The 17,567-nt window shown below is 61.5% G+C and carries 15 protein-coding genes; 12 read left to right on the top strand and 3 right to left on the bottom strand.

Features of this window, described 5'->3' with window-relative positions; translation table 11 throughout:
- The first annotated feature begins 5 nt into the window (after positions 1–5).
- The 7 genes from BKP54_RS15065 to BKP54_RS15095 all read left to right on the top strand — a co-directional run bounded on the left by BKP54_RS15065 (position 6) and on the right by BKP54_RS15095 (position 9,124).
- Positions 6–392: a cytochrome c family protein gene (locus BKP54_RS15065; protein ID WP_025427985.1), complete on the top strand. Its 387-nt coding sequence runs from the start codon at positions 6–8 to the stop codon at positions 390–392.
- 165 nt (positions 393–557) lie between these two features.
- On the top strand, positions 558–1,646 hold the full coding sequence (locus BKP54_RS15070) for a hypothetical protein (protein WP_057205736.1): 1,089 nt from the start codon (positions 558–560) through the stop codon (positions 1,644–1,646).
- Positions 1,647–1,718: 72 nt separating this feature from the next.
- The gene (locus tag BKP54_RS15075; RefSeq protein ID WP_025427983.1) at positions 1,719–2,867 is read left to right on the top strand and encodes a hypothetical protein; all 1,149 of its coding nucleotides are present in this window, start codon (positions 1,719–1,721) and stop codon (positions 2,865–2,867) included.
- A gap of 2 nt (positions 2,868–2,869) precedes the next feature.
- On the top strand, positions 2,870–4,786 hold the full coding sequence (locus BKP54_RS15080; RefSeq protein ID WP_057221003.1) for an AAA family ATPase: 1,917 nt from the start codon (positions 2,870–2,872) through the stop codon (positions 4,784–4,786).
- Between the two features lie 19 nt (positions 4,787–4,805).
- On the top strand, positions 4,806–6,095 hold the full coding sequence (locus BKP54_RS15085) for a DUF6638 family protein (protein WP_025427981.1): 1,290 nt from the start codon (positions 4,806–4,808) through the stop codon (positions 6,093–6,095).
- A 3-nt stretch (positions 6,096–6,098) separates the two neighbouring features.
- The gene (locus BKP54_RS15090) at positions 6,099–7,322 is read left to right on the top strand and encodes a DUF2333 family protein (RefSeq protein WP_025427980.1); all 1,224 of its coding nucleotides are present in this window, start codon (positions 6,099–6,101) and stop codon (positions 7,320–7,322) included.
- Positions 7,323–7,444: 122 nt separating this feature from the next.
- Positions 7,445–9,124 (top strand): formate--tetrahydrofolate ligase, encoded by a 1,680-nt coding sequence (locus BKP54_RS15095; protein ID WP_025427979.1) that lies wholly within the window; start codon positions 7,445–7,447, stop codon positions 9,122–9,124.
- Positions 9,125–9,429: 305 nt separating this feature from the next.
- Here the strand turns inward: BKP54_RS15095 and BKP54_RS15100 are convergent, their stop codons facing one another.
- Complete coding sequence (locus BKP54_RS15100) at positions 9,430–9,936, bottom strand: DUF1993 domain-containing protein (protein WP_025427978.1); 507 nt, start codon at positions 9,934–9,936, stop codon at positions 9,430–9,432.
- 228 nt (positions 9,937–10,164) lie between these two features.
- Here BKP54_RS15100 and BKP54_RS15105 point away from each other — a divergent pair, with 228 nt between their 5' ends.
- Positions 10,165–10,617: a YiiD C-terminal domain-containing protein gene (locus tag BKP54_RS15105; RefSeq protein ID WP_025427977.1), complete on the top strand. Its 453-nt coding sequence runs from the start codon at positions 10,165–10,167 to the stop codon at positions 10,615–10,617.
- A 96-nt stretch (positions 10,618–10,713) separates the two neighbouring features.
- Here the strand turns inward: BKP54_RS15105 and BKP54_RS15110 are convergent, their stop codons facing one another.
- Positions 10,714–11,658 (bottom strand): extensin family protein, encoded by a 945-nt coding sequence (locus BKP54_RS15110; RefSeq protein ID WP_025427976.1) that lies wholly within the window; start codon positions 11,656–11,658, stop codon positions 10,714–10,716.
- A gap of 295 nt (positions 11,659–11,953) precedes the next feature.
- Between BKP54_RS15110 and BKP54_RS36510 the strand changes: the two genes are divergently transcribed.
- The 4 genes from BKP54_RS36510 (at position 11,954) to BKP54_RS15120 (ending at position 16,526) form a co-directional block, all read left to right on the top strand.
- Positions 11,954–12,499: a TonB-dependent receptor plug domain-containing protein gene (locus tag BKP54_RS36510; protein WP_245317837.1), complete on the top strand. Its 546-nt coding sequence runs from the start codon at positions 11,954–11,956 to the stop codon at positions 12,497–12,499.
- Positions 12,454–14,058: a TonB-dependent receptor gene (locus BKP54_RS15115; RefSeq protein ID WP_245317838.1), complete on the top strand. Its 1,605-nt coding sequence runs from the start codon at positions 12,454–12,456 to the stop codon at positions 14,056–14,058. Before BKP54_RS36510 ends, BKP54_RS15115 begins: the two co-directional genes overlap by 46 nt.
- Before the next feature lie 120 nt (positions 14,059–14,178).
- The gene (gene trpLE, locus BKP54_RS36055) at positions 14,179–14,223 is read left to right on the top strand and encodes a trpE operon leader peptide TrpLE (RefSeq protein WP_178385073.1); all 45 of its coding nucleotides are present in this window, start codon (positions 14,179–14,181) and stop codon (positions 14,221–14,223) included.
- A gap of 113 nt (positions 14,224–14,336) precedes the next feature.
- On the top strand, positions 14,337–16,526 hold the full coding sequence (locus BKP54_RS15120; protein ID WP_025427974.1) for an anthranilate synthase: 2,190 nt from the start codon (positions 14,337–14,339) through the stop codon (positions 16,524–16,526).
- Positions 16,527–16,602: 76 nt separating this feature from the next.
- On the opposite strand, the gene BKP54_RS15125 is transcribed toward BKP54_RS15120, so the two are convergent.
- Positions 16,603–17,520: a LysR substrate-binding domain-containing protein gene (locus BKP54_RS15125; RefSeq protein ID WP_025427973.1), complete on the bottom strand. Its 918-nt coding sequence runs from the start codon at positions 17,518–17,520 to the stop codon at positions 16,603–16,605.
- Positions 17,521–17,567 lie beyond the last annotated feature (47 nt).

Consider the following 17,567-nt stretch of genomic DNA (forward strand, 5'->3'; position numbering starts at 1 on the left):
TCGCGATGCCGCGTCTGCTTCCCTATCTTCTGCTCTGTCTCTGTCTCGGAGCGACGCCCGGCCATGCTGGCGGTGACGCCAAGGCGGGGGCATCAGTCTTCCGTAAATGCGGCGCCTGCCACACGGCGACCGAGCCCAACAATAGGGTGGGGCCGAGCCTGATGGGCGTGATCGGCCGTCCGGCCGCCTCGGTCTCCAGCTACAGCTATTCGGAAGCGATGAAGGCCTTCGGATCCGAGGGGCATGTCTGGGACGAAGCGACGATGAGCGAATATCTCCTCAGCCCCAAGGCGATGGTCGGCGGCACCAAGATGAGCTTTGCCGGGCTGAAGAAGCCGCAGGACATTGCCGACGTCATCGCCTATCTCAAGGACCCATCCGCGGCCAAATAGGCAATGCCTTCGATATCTCAATCACTTCGACGGGACGGCTGACCAAAAAAGCCGGCCGGCGAGGCTTGTTCTCTTTCGATAAACACCCTTTATATACCTGCAATCGAAGGCTGAACAATTTGGCCCGGATGGCATCTGTTGCCTCAACCGATCCAGGGGGATGATATGGCGACTCTTCAGAATTTTGACGCGGAAATCGAGAAGACGAAAAGCGTTGTCGAGCAGATGCGCGGCAAGCTTGAGCAATCCGGCGTCGTGCTGGAGCAATTCGCCAAGGCCGAGACCAAGCTCGGCGACGTCAATTTCGATATCGAGAACGCCCGCATCCAGGACGTCATCAGCCAGCAGAAGGTGATGGAGGCCAACATCGCCGACCTGATCATCGGGCTCGAAGATGCGACCAACGTCTTCGGCTCCGAATTCGAGAGCATGAAGAACTATACCGGCTACGAGAAATTCATCGGCATGTTCTCCAAGCAGAAGATGCAGCGCATGCGCACCGACCGGGTGCGCAACATGTCGCTCGCCGGCAACCTGCAGGAGCTGCTGTCGAAATCCGATACCATCGTCGGCATCCTCAAGGACCAGAAGTCGATCCTCGACCAGCGCTACAAGACCTCCGAGCAGAGCCTGATCCAGGTGATCGAGCGCCGCAAGGGCACGATGTCCAATCTCGAAGCGGTGCAGAAGCGTATCGAGGAGCTCAACCCGCTGCTGCTCGACATCGAGAACCGCATTGCTGCGTCGACCGAGCAGAAGGTGCGCACCGAGCTTGAAGGCGAGCGCTCGGCGCTGGCGACGGAATACAACGAGAAGCAGGCGAAGGAGCAGGAGCTGCTGGCCGAGAGCCAGACGCTCGAGCGCTACACCTCGATGTTCCAGACCTTCGTCGATTCGCTCAACAACCAGATCGCCGCACAAAACACTCTGATCAACAAGCTGACGATCGATACCGAGCAGCGCATCGTGCTCTACAAGGCGCTCGAGGATTCGTTGAAGACCGCCGCCCAGCAGGATGTCGCCCACAAGATCAATACGCTCGGAAGCCAGGTCGATACGGCAGCGGAAGAGACGATGGCGGGCATCGGCGCCGCTGCCCAGCGCCATATCGGCGACTTGCTCGAAATGCACGAGAAGAACATGCTGTCGACGCAGGATATCCAGCGCCGCAAGAAGCTGGCCGACGATGCGTTTGCCCGACGCTTCCAGACGGTCATGGACAAGCACAACACCGCCAACTACGTGAAGCAGTGATCGGCGGCAGGGCACGGGCATGCACATGATAGGGTCCGAGTTTGCCTTGCGGCACGCGCCAGGGGGAACGGCATGAAAGTGGCTGCATCCCCCGCCGTGACGCAGTATTTCGCCTCGATCCATTCGGCTCTTGCCGGGCTCGAGCTGTTTCTCGGTGACCGCAATTCGCCGCTCTATCGCAATACGGTGGTCGGTGAGGTGATCGTTCCCTATCTCGCCCGGCTGAAAGCTTCGATCGCCTGCTGGGAGAACCGCATCGGCTTCGTCGATCAGTTCAGGATCTCCCGGGCCGAGAGCGGCTTCCCGGTTTTCCAGAACGTGCTCGAACTGGAAAACGACCGCCAGGCGGCGCCGAAGCGGCTTGCGGATATTCCCTCGGCCGATGCCCTGCGCGAGGAGATGGCCGACTTCATCCTTAGGCAGAAGGCTTTTCCTGAGGCGCTGCAGTCGCGCATGGCCGAGCGGCTCTATCTCGAGCAGATCGGCAAGGGCGAGATTTTTTCGCCGTTCATCCTGCCGGAAACGATCCGCGTTGCCGTCAACCCGAAGACGATGCGGCCCTATTACATCGTGAGCTGGGGCGCCTTCGACGGCACCCAGACCCTGCCGATGGTCTATATGGCGACGATCGAGGATTCCTCCGAGAAGATCGTCGAGATGCTCGTCACCGCGGATGGCAAGCTCAACCCACAGGTCGAGATTCCGCTGCCGGTCGGCGGCCTGCTCAATCCGGAGCTTGCCAGCCGCTTCGATGATTTCGCCTCTAAGAACAGCACCTACTCGCTGACGCCGGTGACGATCGCGACCAATATGGACAAGGATTTCCCCGAGCTGCACCCCAAGCAGTTGCGGCGCATCGTGCTTGGCCCGTTCTATTCGGCCGGGATCACCGAGAACAATGCGAAGATCAACGAGATCCTGTCCAAGGTGCGCAAGCCCGAAAATGCCTGGCTCTTGACCTGGACCGTGCAGGAGGTGTTTTCGAAGGCCGAACGCGCCGCACAGCGCGGCTTCTGGTCGACGACGCCGGCGCAGGAGGAATTCCACATCGACACCGACAATCTGGAGGCCACGCGCATGGGCGTTTCGTCCTACGAGAAACATGCGCTGGTGCCGCACGACGCCTATCAGGCGCTCTATGCATCGGGCGAGGCGGCCCAGGTGTTCGGTGACTACAAGGTGCATGTCATCTCCGGAAACCAGGTCGTGAGCGAGGTTTAAGCATGACGCTCAATACCGGGCTGACGACGCTGCACGAGGACGAGATCGCCAAGCACCAGGCGGTCGCGCAGGGGCTGGTGACCAAGCTGGTGATCCTCGAGCGGGACGAGGGATCAGCCGGCACACCGCTCGCCGGCACCGGGCGACGGTTTGTTTCGACGGTTTCGACCGGCGGCCAGCGCCGCACCCGCGAGGTCGAGCTTGCGCGCACGGTTCAGGCGGTGCGGCAGGGCGACCAGATGCTGTCGCCGGCGCAGCATGCGGTTCTCTACAGGACCCGTCGCGGCATCCAGGTGGCGCTGGCTGTCGCCGACGTCTTCGCGCGCCAGACGAACCTCGAACAGCTGCAGGCGCGCAACACGACCGCGCCGCTTGCCGGCGAGGACGCCAACCAGTTCAAGGCGCTGCTCAACGCTTCCGCCTATATCTCCGCCTTCACGCTGGCCGCCTATCTCGGCTCGACGCTGTCGGGCGAGGGCGAGCCGGTGGACGATGCCGTCGAGCCGGACTTCCTGTTCGATACGCCGCAGGATGCCCTGAAGGGGCTGATCGCGGCGCTCGACCGCAGCATTTCCGGTGCGGCCGACGATTTGGCGCTGACGGCGCGTGCCCGTGCGTTTTCGCGCGTTGCCATCGAAGGGCTTATTGCGCGCAAGGGCCGCTTTACCGGCCTGCAGAGCTTCGAGAACGTGCATATCCGGCTCGACCAGGACGACTTCACCCTGAACGGCTTCGACGTCGCGCCCGGCCAGAAGCGCAAGCCGCTGGTGATGACCTTCAAGAAACCGGAAGAGATCATCGGCAACCATATCGCCAAGTATCAGGCGCTGAAGCTTGCCAAGATGCTGATGGCCTATGACTTCGACCGACAGATGAACCCGTTCGTCGAACTTGGCGGCTTCCTGTTCACCTTTATCGGCGACGGCATGCCGGGCACCGGCAAGACGATCCTGATCCAGATGCTCGCCGGCATGCTCAACGAATATTGCGAGATCGCCGGCTACGCCTTCCACTACGAAAACTTCGGCGTCGACCAGATCTCCTCCTATCAGGGCAAATCGGGCCAGAACTGCAAGGAGTTCGTCAACAACGTCATCAACCCGCGCGCCATCGGCTTCGGCACCATCGACGATGTCGACCAGGTTGCGGCCAAGCGCTCCGACGACCGGGCATCGGCCGGCCAGCACGAGGTGACGGCGGTGCTGATGGAAAGCTTTGCCGGCGCATCGACGGTGGTGCGCGGCAACTGCACCTTCGGCATGTTCTCCAACTATCCCGAGAATGTCGACGATGCGCTGCGCCAGCGCGCCGGCGCCCGCTGGCTGGTCGACGGGCCGCAGACGGAAGACGACTATATCGACATCTTCGCGCTGCTCGTCGGCAAGAACCACAAGATCCCACTCGGCGAGCACGCGCTGTTCGAGGGACAGGAGATCAAGCGCGCCGTGTCGCAATCCTACGGGGCGCATTCGCGACCGCAGGAGGAGGGGCTGGTTTCCGTCTGGGAGCGGTACCAGAAGGAGAAGGGCGCGCTTGCCACGCTTGCCGATGTCGGCGCCTATCTGCACATGATCAAGGAGGCAGAGCCGCGCTTTACCGGCCGGGCGATCAAGAACATCACCGACGCGGTCAAGCTCAGGGCGATGGACGTCGAATTGCCCGACGACTGGTTCAAGGATGCCGGCTCGTTCATGCACAAGGGCTATGACGAGAAGAAAGCGATGATCGAGGCGCTTCGCGGCCCGATCACCATCGAGATGGTGCTGCAGGAAATCAACCGCTACGCCGACAGCGAATTCCGCTACACCGACAAGTCGGACGATGCCGCCGTCACCGACATCATCCGCCGCGAGCGCCAGCGCGAAAAGGCGATCCGCGAGATCGAGGCGATGAAACGCGACGGCCGGTGGCAGGGCTGATGGCGGGGAGCGCTGAGCTATGAAACGTCTGCTCGAAGCCGAGCTTATCTATGGACGCCTGCTCGATATCGCCGAGCCGCATCTGATCGCGCGCTACAACAAGGCGCTGGAGGGCTTTGGCCTGCGTCCGACGGCGCTGGAACGCTTCAGCATCGACATGACGGGGTTCTCGCCGGAGATTGCCGACGAGCTTGGCGATCGCGACTATCTCGACCCCAACCGGGTGAACCGCCGTTTCATCATCATGACGCCGGATCAGGCGGAACTGCCGGTGGTGCACACAAGCTTTTCCAACACGGCGGCGTTGATGCACGAGTTCTTCAACGCCAACAGTCGGGCGATCAACGCAGTGACGATCAAGGATGCACTCTACGGCGAGATCGAGGATTCGGTTTCCATCGTCGACGACATCGATGATCTGCTGTCGATCAACGAGGTGCGCTTCCGGGTGCTTTCCGCAGAAGACATGCTGGGCAAGGCGGCCGAACTCAGGAGCCTGGTCGACCGACTGAAGAAGGTGCCGACCGCCTGGACTGATGACGAGATGCTGAACCGCATGGTCGAACTGGCGAAGGTGACGGGCGACATCCGCCAGAACGCGCTGGTGCCGGATCAGCTGGTTTTCCGCCACGATGCCTTCTGGGCCAATCACTTCGGCGGCGTCTATGTCTTCCTCGACGAGAAGACGACGACCGTCATCTGCGACCCGTCGGTCCCCGGTTTCCGCCGGTCGCGGCCCTGGCAGGTCAGCTACATCGCGATCGACGATCACGCCCGCATCTACGATTTCCTGGCCTCGACAAAGCGGTTGCAACTGCCCCAGGCGTCCTGGGTCGAGGACTCAGGGCTCTACCAGCATCGCGCCGACATGGTGGTGCGCGGTTTGATCAACGATGCCGATCCGACGACGGATCTTGCCCGCGCCGACCGGATCTGGCTGCAGACCTGGATGCATCGCAACGCGGCACTCGTTGCCCAGGATGCCACCTATCCCTTCCTGCAGGAGATGCAGCGCATGGTGCAGACGACGGGCAGCATCCGGATGCAGGATGTCGCGCCGGCAAACCGCTTCATGCTGGTGAGGGCCGCGCCCGTTCATCCCGATCAGTGGCTGGTCAACCGCTTGATCGCCCAGCTCGTTCCCCGCGATTTCGTTTCCCGCTTCGTCTTCGACAAGCAGGGGTTTTATGACGCCTACGAGCGTTACAGCGAAAAGTTCAGGGAATATGTTGTGACGACCTTGACCGGCACATATCTCAAGGACAAGGCGGCCTTCCGCCGCAAGCTTTACGGCCTCAGAGAGGAATAGGACATGTTTGATCCGATCGTCGCGTTTTTCCAGCGTGTCTTTACCGCGATCGGTCGCGGCATCGGCCTGGCCGTTGCCTGGCTGCTGTGGCCGTTCGTTGCGCTTGGAAACTGGTATCGCCAGCGCAACTGGATCATCAAGGGGCCGATCGGCATCATCCTGCTCGGCCTGATCTTCTTCTACGGCTATTTCATCTGGCAGACCCAGGCCTGGACGAATTTCGATGCCGACTATGTTGATCGCTACAAGCTCGCCGAGCGCAAGGTGCCGGCGGGTTCGCCTGTGGCGGGGCCCGGTGTCACGACCGGACAAACGACGACCGGCGCAGCGGCAGCCAACCAGGCGGCCGCGGTTACGCCGCCGGCCGAAGTTACGCCTGAGGCACTTGCCGCCGTGCAACTGCCCGCCGGGACCCAGTGCCAGACCTCGGCGATCGTCGATGTCGCGGCCGATCTCATCGATTTCAACGTCAATGAGAATGCCTGGATTTCGTCGATGCTGCTCTACAAGGTCGGCTTCTTCGGCCTCGATTGGGACGATACGCCTTGGCTCGACAACAAGGCATCGTTCCAGCGCGGCATCAACCAGGCGGTTCGCCGTACCTCGGTTGAACTGGTCGATTCACTCGGTCGCGTTCGCGGCACGTCAGGCATCAACAACGATCTGCAGCGGGCGCGTGGCAACATCCAGTTCGACGAGGAGACCTGGTACTTCGGCCTCAATCCGTTTGGCCCGAAGACCCCGACACCGAGCTTCTATCGCGCTGCCATGCGGGACATGCGCACCTTCAACACCACGCTTGCCAAGTGCGATGCCGTCTTTGACGGTCGCGCCGATAACCTGGTGGAGTTCCTCGACCGCATCGCCAACGATCTCGGCAACACCTCGGCGATCATTCGCGAGCGCTCGGAAAACCACAATGGCGGCTGGTTCGACACGCGTGCCGACGACCGTTTCTGGTTCGCCTACGGACAGCTCTACGGTTACTACGGCATCCTTTCGGCTGCCGGCGCCGACTTCGAGAACGTCGTCGCCCAGCGCGGCCTGACGCCGATCTGGACGGAAACGATCAAGCAGCTGCGCTCGGCACTTCGCATCCAGCCGTTCATCATCTCCAACGGCGAAGAGGCCGGCTGGATCATGCCGACGCATCTGGCGACCATGGGCTTCTATATCCTGCGGGTGCGCTCCAACATCGTCGAGATGCGCGACATTCTCGCGCGATAAAGATCAGCGCCTGATGGGCGGCAGCTCCAGCCGGAGTTGTGCCTTCCGGCGAAGGTGCAAGAAACGCCTCATCCCGAATGGGGTCAGGCACAGAAATGCAGCTTGGGGGGAGGGGAAAACCCATGGTGGAGGTCAAGTCCGATATCGAAATCGCGCGTGCCGCGAAGAAGAGGCCGATCCTGGAGATCGGTGCAAAGCTCGGCATTCCGCCGGAGCATCTGCTGCCCTACGGCCATGACAAGGCAAAGATCGGCGCGGAATTCATTGCTGCACAGAAGGACCGCAAGAACGGCCATCTGATCCTGGTGACCGCGATCAATCCGACGCCCGCCGGCGAGGGCAAGACGACGACGACGGTCGGTCTCGGCGACGGCCTCAACCGCATCGGCAAGAAGGCGATCGTCTGCATCCGCGAGGCGTCGCTCGGCCCCTGTTTCGGCGTCAAGGGTGGGGCGGCCGGCGGCGGCTACGCCCAGGTGGTGCCGATGGAGGACATGAACCTTCATTTCACCGGCGATTTCCACGCCATCACATCCGCCCACAACCTGCTTGCGGCGCTGCTCGACAACCATATCTATTGGGGCAACGAGCAGAACATCGACATCCGGCGCATTTCCTGGCGACGGGTGATGGACATGAACGATCGGGCGCTGCGCAACATCGTCGGCTCGCTCGGCGGCGTTGCCAACGGTTATCCGCGCGAGACCGGTTTCGACATCACAGTTGCTTCCGAGGTCATGGCGATCCTTTGCCTTTCGATGGATCTGAAGGACCTGGAAAAGCGCCTCGGCAACATCATCATCGGCTACCGGCGTGACAAGAGCCCGGTCCTTGCCCGCGATATCAAGGCGGACGGGGCGATGACCGTGCTGTTGAAGGATGCGATGCAGCCGAACCTGGTGCAGACGCTGGAGAACAATCCGGCCTTCGTGCACGGCGGCCCGTTCGCCAATATTGCCCATGGCTGCAACTCGGTGATCGCGACGACCACGGCGCTGAAACTCGCAGATTACGTGGTAACCGAAGCCGGCTTCGGCGCCGATCTCGGCGCGGAAAAATTCTTCGACATCAAATGTCGCAAGGCCGGGCTCAAGCCCGATGCCGCCGTCATCGTCGCCACCGTGCGCGCCATCAAGATGAATGGCGGCGTCAAGAAGGACGATCTCGGCAAGGAGAATCTCGAGGCGCTGCGCAAAGGCTGCGCCAACCTCGGCCGCCACGTCCAGAACGTCAAGAAGTTCGGCGTGCCTGCGATCGTCGCGATCAATCACTTCACCTCCGATACCGAGGCCGAGGTGCAGGCAATCAAGGACTATGTCGCAACGCTCGGTGCAGAGGCCGTGCTCTGCCGCCACTGGGCCGAAGGTTCTGTAGGCATCGAGGAACTGGCGCGAAAGGTAGCAGCACTCGCCGAAGGCGGCCACTCGCAGTTTTCGCCGCTCTATCCCGACGAGATGCCGCTGTTCCACAAAATCGAGACGATCGCCAAGGACATCTACCACGCCAGCGAAGTGATCGCCGACAAGTCGGTGCGTGATCAATTGCGCACCTGGGAGGATCAGGGCTACGGCCACCTGCCGATCTGCATGGCCAAGACGCAATATTCGTTTTCGACCGACCCGAACCTGCGCGGCGCGCCGACGGGCCACACGGTGCCGATCCGCGAAGTGCGGCTTGCCGCCGGCGCCGGCTTCATCGTCGTCATCACCGGCGAAATCATGACGATGCCGGGCCTGCCGAAGGTGCCGTCATCGGAGAAGATCTACCTCAATCAGCAGGGCTATATCGAAGGCCTGTTCTAGAGCAGTTCCAGGAAAAGTGCGAAGCGGTTTTCCGTCAGGAAATGCGTAAAAACAAAGAGATAGAGCGCTTATGCGATTCCGTCTAAATCGGAAACGCTTGAGCTCCCGGCTACTGTAAGTTTCCGTAAATCGCATTCGATTTAGGGATAAAAGCAGCGGCAATTTAAAGCGCTACAGCGACCTTGGCGCGTCTAACAAGACGCGCGGCGCTGTAGGCATAACGCTCAAACCGAGATCGATTTGAGGCGTTATGGATTGATTTTAAAGCGTTTCCGCTCCCGTTTCGCTTCCCGAGGCGCCACGTCTCAGTTGAGGCTGATGAAGTCCGCCTTGCCGACGGGAACGCCCTTATGGCGGAGAATGTCGTAGGCCGTGGTCAGGTGGAAATAGAAGTTCGGCAGCACGAATTTCAACAGATAGTCCTCGCCGCTCAACGTCATCTTCAGCTTGGTGAAGGTCAGGGTGACCTCGCGGGTTTCGCTGCCGTCGAGATCGGACGGTCGAACGGTCTCCAGGAATGCGACGGTCTTGCCGATGCGCTCGCGCAGTTCCCCGAACGTCTTCTCCTCATCGGGAAAGCTCGGCACCTCGAGCGCGGTCAGCCGGGCGATGGTGCCCTTTGACGTGTCGCTGGCGCGCTGCACCTGGCCTGCAAGCGGCAGCATGTCGGCGACCAGTCGGGCGTTGACCAGATCGTCGAGCGAAAGACCGGTTTCGCCGGCATGGGCCTCGGCCTTGTCGAGCAATTTGCCGAGGACATTGAAGCCATGGACGAAGGTGGGAACGGAGAGCCTGTACATTGTGAGCGCCATGGAGGTTTCCTCGGGCTTGGGGGGCAGTGATATTCCTGGGCTGCTATCTGGGGAAGGAAACCTGATCCTGCAAGGTATCTACGCCACCTTTGTTGCCGTGCAAGCCGTGCGGGTTGCTCGCTTGATGGTGACGAAAGGGAGAGGGTATTGTCCTGATCAGTGCGTCCGTGCTGATGTTGCGAGTGCCTGCCCACCGATACGATGTGAGCAAAATCGATCTGAGCCGCCATGACCCCGTTGGACCTTGAAGCTTATCTTCACGCCCATATTCCGCTTTCGGCAGCGATGCAGGTTCATGTCGACGAAGCGATTGATGAGCACGTGCGGCTATCTGCGCCGCTCGCTCCCAACATCAATCATCGCGAAACGGTGTTCGGCGGCAGTGCCTCCGCACTCTCCATCCTTGCCGCCTGGTCGCTGCTGCACGTGCGGCTGACGCACGCGGGCGTTCCGGCCCGCCTCGTGATCCAGAGCAACCGGATGGAGTATCTGAAGCCGGTTGCCGGTGCATTCTCCTCTCGGTCAACCCTTGCGGACATGGGGCAATGGCCGAGCTTCCTGCGGCTGTTTCACCGTCGGGGCAGGGCAAGGATCGTCGTTGCCGCCGAGTTGCTGGATGACGGTGAGCTTGCCGGGCGTTTCGAAGGCGAGTTCGTCGCCCTTGGCTATGGTGCGGATTAAAGCGTTCCAGATAAGGCGCGAAGCGGTTTTCCGTCAGGAAATGCGTGAAGCAAAACGATAGAGCGGTTCAGCGACTCCGTACAAGGCGGAAACGCTCTATCGGCAGTAACGATATCCGTTCCCGCGCTCGATCACGTCGAGATGCAGGTGCGTCTCATGCGCCGCGTCGCTGCCCGGATCGAGCACGGTCTTGAAATACAGGCAGGCCGAAGCGGTGATCGCACGCTGGAAGGCGCCGGTCATGGTGCCATCCTCGTCGCGAGGCTGGATCTCGATGGTCTTGCCGTCGCTGAGCGTGAACGAAGCGATGTCGACGGCGTTGCCGTGGGCATGCTCTGAGATCTTGCCTGTCGGGGCGTTGTTGCGCAGGCGGCAGATATAGGTGGAGGCCTGGTTCAACATCTTGACGGTCGTACCCTTGGCAAACGCCACGTCGGCCGCCGGCTGTACTGCTTCCTTGGTCCAGCGCGCCAATGCCAACGCCGCCTCGCAGCGCATCAGCCCCTTCGGCGCCAGTTTCACGTCGGGCAACACGCTTGTCACATCAAGCGGCTTGTCGATGCCGCAGCCCTTGCCATCGTCGATCCGCTTGGCTTCGGTGAAAACGGCACCCAATGCTTTCAGCTCCGATAGGCACTTGGCGTATTCGGTCGGGTTCTCGTTTTCGACCGGCGGGTAGATGACGGGGGGCTCTTCCGCCTTGTAGTCAGTCGGCTTGTCCGTGGTCTTCTCCTCGCTGGCGGCGTCGCCCTTCTTGCCGTCGGCTCCCTTGTCGCCGTCCTTCTCAGTTTCTGTGCCTTCCGCCGGCTTCGGCTCAGGCGTTGGCGCTTGGCTGCCCTGTTGACCGCTGGGAGGCTGCTGGTCCTTGTCTTCGTCACCTTCCTTCACCCGCGTTTCCGGCTTCTTTTCAGGAGCGGGTACCGGCGCCTCGGCCTGTGCGTCCGCAGGTGGTTTGGGTAGGGGAAGGGGGCCGGTTTTGGGAAGGCTCGCGCCTGTGAGGAGCAATGTCGACAGGAAAATCAGGGGGATATGGCAACGCATGCGTTTCCTTTCACATGTCCGCGAGGGCAGGCCTCGACGGGGAGGAACGCATGGGAAGCCATCTGGTTTCATCGGCTTGATGCAAAGAGCGTTGCAGTTCGGCAACGCCCCGAATTGGGACGATCCCATAAATTGTTGGGGAGGCGTTTCTATCTTGACAATAATAGTCATGTTTTTTATGCGGCATAAATGAGGCGACGCAATGTCGCCACGTATTCGAACCCCACGCCCAGCCAGCCCCTTGAGTTCGCCGCTCAACAGCAAGCCCGGCCCATGAATTCAAAAGGATTGGTCCATGCTCAACCGGCACCGTCGCCTGGCACTTTTGGCGTGCACGACTACACTTGCTCTTTCCGCCGCCTCTGGTGCCTTCGCGCAGACCGCGACGACCGCGCCGAAGGCAAACGAACAGAATGCCGAGGCCGCCAAGAAGGGCGAGACCTTCCTTTCGCCGATCGTCGTCAAGGGCGCGCGCACCAGCGACCCCTATGCAAAGGCCGGCCCGGTCAGCGTGGTGACGACCGACCAGATCGACCTGCAGTCCGGGCTTGAAACCGATGACCTGCTGCGCGGTGTTCCCGGCACGTCGACGGCGAACAATCCGCAGAACCCGGGTGTGGCCGTCAACATTCGCGGCTTCGAAGGTTCCGGTCGCGTCAACATGATGATCGACGGCGTGCGCCAGAACTTCCGCTTCACCGGTCACGAAGCGCAAGGTCTCGCCTATTTCGACCCGGCGTTCCTGTCCGAGATCGACGTCACCCGCGGCGCGTCACCGGTGTCGGCGGTGGCGCATTGGCCGGCTCGGTCAACTTTAGGACCTATGACATCGAAGACCTGATCCAGGACGGCAAGACCTATGGCGGCATTGCCTCCGCCACCTATGGCACCAACGGTGCCGGCTGGTCGGAATCGCTGATCGGCGCCTACCGCTTCAACGACGTCTTTTCGGTACTGGGCGGTATCAGCAAGGCCGACCCTGGCAATTACGACAACGGCAATGGCGTTCAGGTGCCCTATACCGAGGAAGACCTGCTGTCTGGCATGCTGAAGTTCGAGATTACGCCGGATGAGGATCATACCTTCAAGTTCAGCGGCATCACCTATGACAATGACTTCTTCGCCAACTCCTACTTCCAGAACGTGAAGAACCAGACGCTGGCCGCAAGCTATTCCTATACGCCAGACAACGAACTCATAGATTTCCGCGCCAACGCCTATTGGAACCGGTTGAAGATGAAGTACGACACCGACGTCAGAGGTGGCGGTACTGCCGCCGGCCGTCAGATCATCGACACCGGCAAGGGCTTCGACATCTCCAACACCTCGCTGTTCGATCTTGGTGACGTTGCGGTCAGGGCCAATTACGGCGTCGAGTATTTCCGCGATGATTACGACGTCATCAACAGCACGGCGCGGCCGAGCGGTGGTGTCAACGGTGGCGGTCGCAATGCCACGACCGGCGTCTTCAGCACGACGACCTTCACCTACGGTATCGCCGACCTGACGGCCGGGCTGCGCTACGACCACTACAGCCTCGACGGCTCGGGCGCCGTTGTCGCCGGCAACCCGATCGGCCTTCCGGCAGGTCCCTACACAGTTGACAAGTCCGATGGACACCTCAATCCGAGCATCACGCTTGCGCTCAACCCTACGGACTGGTTCCAGCCCTACGTGACCTACGCAGAGACCTCGCGCCCGCCGACGGTCAACGAAACCTTTGCCGGTGGAACACACCCGGGCTCTAGCGGTCAGTCCTTCTTCCCCAATCCGTTCCTGGAGCCTGAAATCTCCAAGGGCTGGGAAGTTGGTGCCAACTTCTCCTTCGACGGTCTGCTCGACTCCAGCGATAGCCTGCGTGTGAAGGCCAACTACTTCCACAACAGGATCGACAACTACATCACCGCGGCAATGCTTGGTGGCGGTCGCCAGATCTTCTTCGTCAACAACCCTGGCACGTCGACGGTTCAGGGCTTCGAACTGCAGGCGGCCTATGATGCAGGCTTCGTCTTCGGCGACCTCGCCTATACCTATACCGACAGCAAACTGCCATCGCAGATCAACGGTTTCGGCGTGCAGACCTACCTGCCGGACACTATCGTCAGCGCGACGCTCGGCGCCCGCTTCCTCGAAGATCAGCGCCTGACGGTCGGCACGCGCTTCTACGCGGTTTCGAGCGCCGACGTCGGTGCGATCAACCGCACGCCGCCGACCGTTCCGGGTTACGGGCTGGTCGATATGTTCGCGAACTACAAGTTCGAGAATGGCTTCGAAGTGACGGCAACGGTCACGAACCTGTTCGACAAGGCCTACACGCCGTCGTCGAGCACCATTGCCGGCAGCACGATCGACACCGGTCGCGGCCGGACCTTCCTGGTCACGGCGAAGGCCAAGTTCTGATCGATCGCAGACGAGCTCCAGTCGGAAAGGCGGCCCTTCGTGGCCGCCTTTTCTTTTGCTCCTGCGGCGGCACTTTTTCCCGCTTGCGCAAGGCTGCAACCCGCGCTAACACTTTCGCCCATGACAAATGCACGCAACATTTCGATCTGGTGGTGGGCTCGCTGAGGCGGCCTTGACCAGTCATGCGTGATTGAGACATCAAGCCGCCCGGAGATTTCGAGGCGGCTTTTTCGTATTCTGGCCGCGTGGAAAAACCGGGCTTTTACGGAGCGAGACGAATGGCAACGGTAATTCTCGAAGACGGCGCGGAAAGCTATACCACCAGGGGCGGGATCGTCGTCACCCGCAGGCGGCGCGAAGCCTCCTATGCGGATTCGATTTCAAGCTATGTCGACAGGCTGGACGAACGTCGCGGCGCGGTGTTTTCGTCCAACTACGAATATCCGGGCCGCTACACGCGCTGGGACACTGCCGTCGTCGACCCGCCGCTCGGCATTTCCTCCTTCGGCCGCTCGCTCTGGATCGAAGCCTATAACGGCCGCGGCGAAGTGCTGCTGTCGATCATTTCGGACCATCTGAAAACCGTCGCCGACATCACGCTCGGCACCTCGACGGCGACCCGTCTCGACCTGACGATCAACGCGCCCGACCGTGTCTTCACCGAGGAAGAGCGCTCGAAGATGCCGACGGTCTTCACCGTGCTTCGGGCCGTCACCAACCTCTTCCATTCGGCGGAGGATGCGAGCCTCGGCCTTTATGGCGCCTTCGGTTACGATCTCGCCTTCCAGTTCGACGCCATCGAGCTGAAGCTGAAGCGCCCGGACGACCAGCGCGACATGGTTCTGTTCCTGCCGGATGAGATCCTGGTCGTCGACCACTATGCCGCCAAGGCCTGGATCGACCGCTATGACTTCGCCAAGGACGGTGTTTCGACTGAAGGCAAGACGGAGGAGATCGCCAGCGAACCCTTCCAGACCGTCGACATCATTCCGCCGCATGGGGACCACCGGCCCGGCGAATATGCCGAGCTTGTGGTCAAGGCGAAGGAAAGCTTCCGCCGCGGCGATCTCTTCGAGGTCGTTCCCGGCCAGAAGTTCTTCGAGCGCTGCGACAGCAAGCCGTCGGAGATCTCCAAACGGTTGAAGGCGATCAACCCGTCGCCCTATTCCTTCTTCATCAATCTCGGAAACCAGGAATACCTGGTCGGCGCCTCGCCGGAAATGTTCGTGCGCGTGTCCGGCCGCCGCATCGAGACCTGCCCGATTTCCGGCACGATCAAGCGCGGTGACGACCCGATCGCCGACAGCGAGCAGATCCTGAAGCTGCTGAATTCCAAGAAGGACGAGTCCGAACTGACCATGTGCTCGGATGTCGACCGCAACGACAAGAGCCGCGTCTGCGTTCCCGGCTCCGTCAAGGTCATCGGCCGCCGCCAGATCGAGATGTATTCGCGCCTGATCCACACGGTCGACCACATCGAGGGGCGCCTGCGCGACGATATGGACGCCTTCGACGGCTTCCTCAGCCACGCCTGGGCCGTCACCGTCACCGGTGCGCCGAAACTCTGGGCGATGCGCTTCATCGAAGGCCACGAGAAGAGCCCGCGCGCATGGTATGGTGGCGCCATCGGCATGGTCGGCTTCAACGGCGACATGAACACCGGCCTGACGCTCCGCACCATCCGCATCAAGGACGGCATTGCCGAGGTGAGGGCGGGCGCGACGCTGCTCTACGATTCAAACCCGGAAGAAGAAGAAGCCGAAACCGAACTGAAGGCCTCTGCCATGATCGCAGCCATTCGTGACGCGAAATCCGCCAACAGCGGCAAGGCCGGCCGTGACGTCGCCGCCGTAGGCGCCGGCGTCAACATCCTGCTTGTCGACCACGAGGACAGCTTCGTGCACACGCTGGCGAATTACTTCCGCCAAACGGGGGCAACGGTGACGACGGTGCGCTCGCCGGTGGCCGAAGAGATCTTCGACCGGGTGAAGCCGGATCTCGTCGTGCTGTCGCCGGGACCCGGCAACCCGAAGGATTTCGACTGCAAGGCAACGATCAAGAAGGCGCGTGCCCGCGATCTGCCGATCTTCGGCGTCTGCCTCGGCCTGCAGGCGCTTGCCGAAGCCTATGGCGGCGATCTCAGGCAGCTGGCGATCCCGATGCACGGCAAGCCGTCGCGCATCCGCGTGCTCGAACCCGGCATCGTCTTCTCCGGCCTCGGCAAGGAGGTGACCGTCGGTCGCTATCACTCGATCTTTGCCGATCCGTCGAGCCTGCCGCGCGATTTCATGATCACCGCCGAAAGTGAAGACGGCACGATCATGGGCATCGAGCATACCAAGGAGCCGGTGGCAGCCGTGCAGTTCCACCCGGAATCGATCATGACGCTCGGCGGCGATGCCGGCATGCGCATGATCGAAAACGTGGTGGCGCATCTGGCCAAGCGGGCGAAGGTCAAGGCCGCCTAAGAAACGAACCGCAGACAATCAGGCGCCGCCTCCGTATCAAAGGGCGGCGCTTTCGTTGTCGGGCTGGCAGGTGCCTTCATGGGGCGCTTGGCGCGCCCGGAATTTCGCAGCGATCGGCAAACAGCCGCTCGCTGAGGAAATCGACGAAGACCCGGACCTTGGGCGAGAGGTGCCGGTTCGAGGGCCAGAGAAGGTGAAACTGGCCGGGTGCGTTGAGATGGGCGTCGAGCACCGTTTTAAGCGCGCCGTCGGCAAGCGGCCCGCGCGCCAGAAAGTCCGGCATGCAGCCAATGCCGAGACCGCTGATCACGGCGCCACGCAATGCCTCCATATTGTTGCAGGTCAGCACTGTGCACATCGGCGGCATGGTGCCTGACATGACAATCGGCCAGTCCTGCAGTTTGCGGCTGTTGGGAAACCGGAAGCGGATTGCCCGGTGACCATCGAGATCCCGTGGGCATTCGGGCGTGCCGTGATCGGCGAGGTAGCTTGGGGCGGCGCAAAGCAGAAGCCGGAACGGGCGCAGGGCTCTCGACATCAGCCGGGAATCCGGCAAATCGCCGCTGCGGATAGCGACATCGACCTCCTCATCGATCAGGTCGACGATGCGATCGTTGAAATCGAGATCGAGTTCGACTTCGGGATAGCGCTCAACGAATTCCGGCAGCACCGGCAGCAGCAGGTGATAACTGACGATCGGAACGCTGACGCGCAGGCGCCCGCGTGGAGCCGCGACGGCTTGGGCTAGCGATGCCTCGGCATCGTCTAGATCGTCGAGGACGCGACGGCAGCGCTCGTGAAACAGCCGCCCTTCCTCCGTCAGCCGGATGCTGCGTGTCGAGCGTTGAAACAGGCGAACGCCAAGCTGTCTCTCGAGATTGGTCACCGCCTTGCCAACGGCCGAAGCGGATAGGCCAAGGACCCGTCCGGCAGCGACAAAGCTGCCGAGATCGGCGGTTCGAACAAAGGCCGTCAGTCCACCCAAGCGATCCATTGCCTCTCCTATTCGAGCGTTTTTTTCCGCCAAGAGTGGAATGATGG

Origin of the sequence: Ensifer sp. 1H6 (genome assembly GCF_001976035.1) — a bacterium.
GTDB classification, from domain to species: domain Bacteria; phylum Pseudomonadota; class Alphaproteobacteria; order Rhizobiales; family Rhizobiaceae; genus Ensifer; species Ensifer canadensis.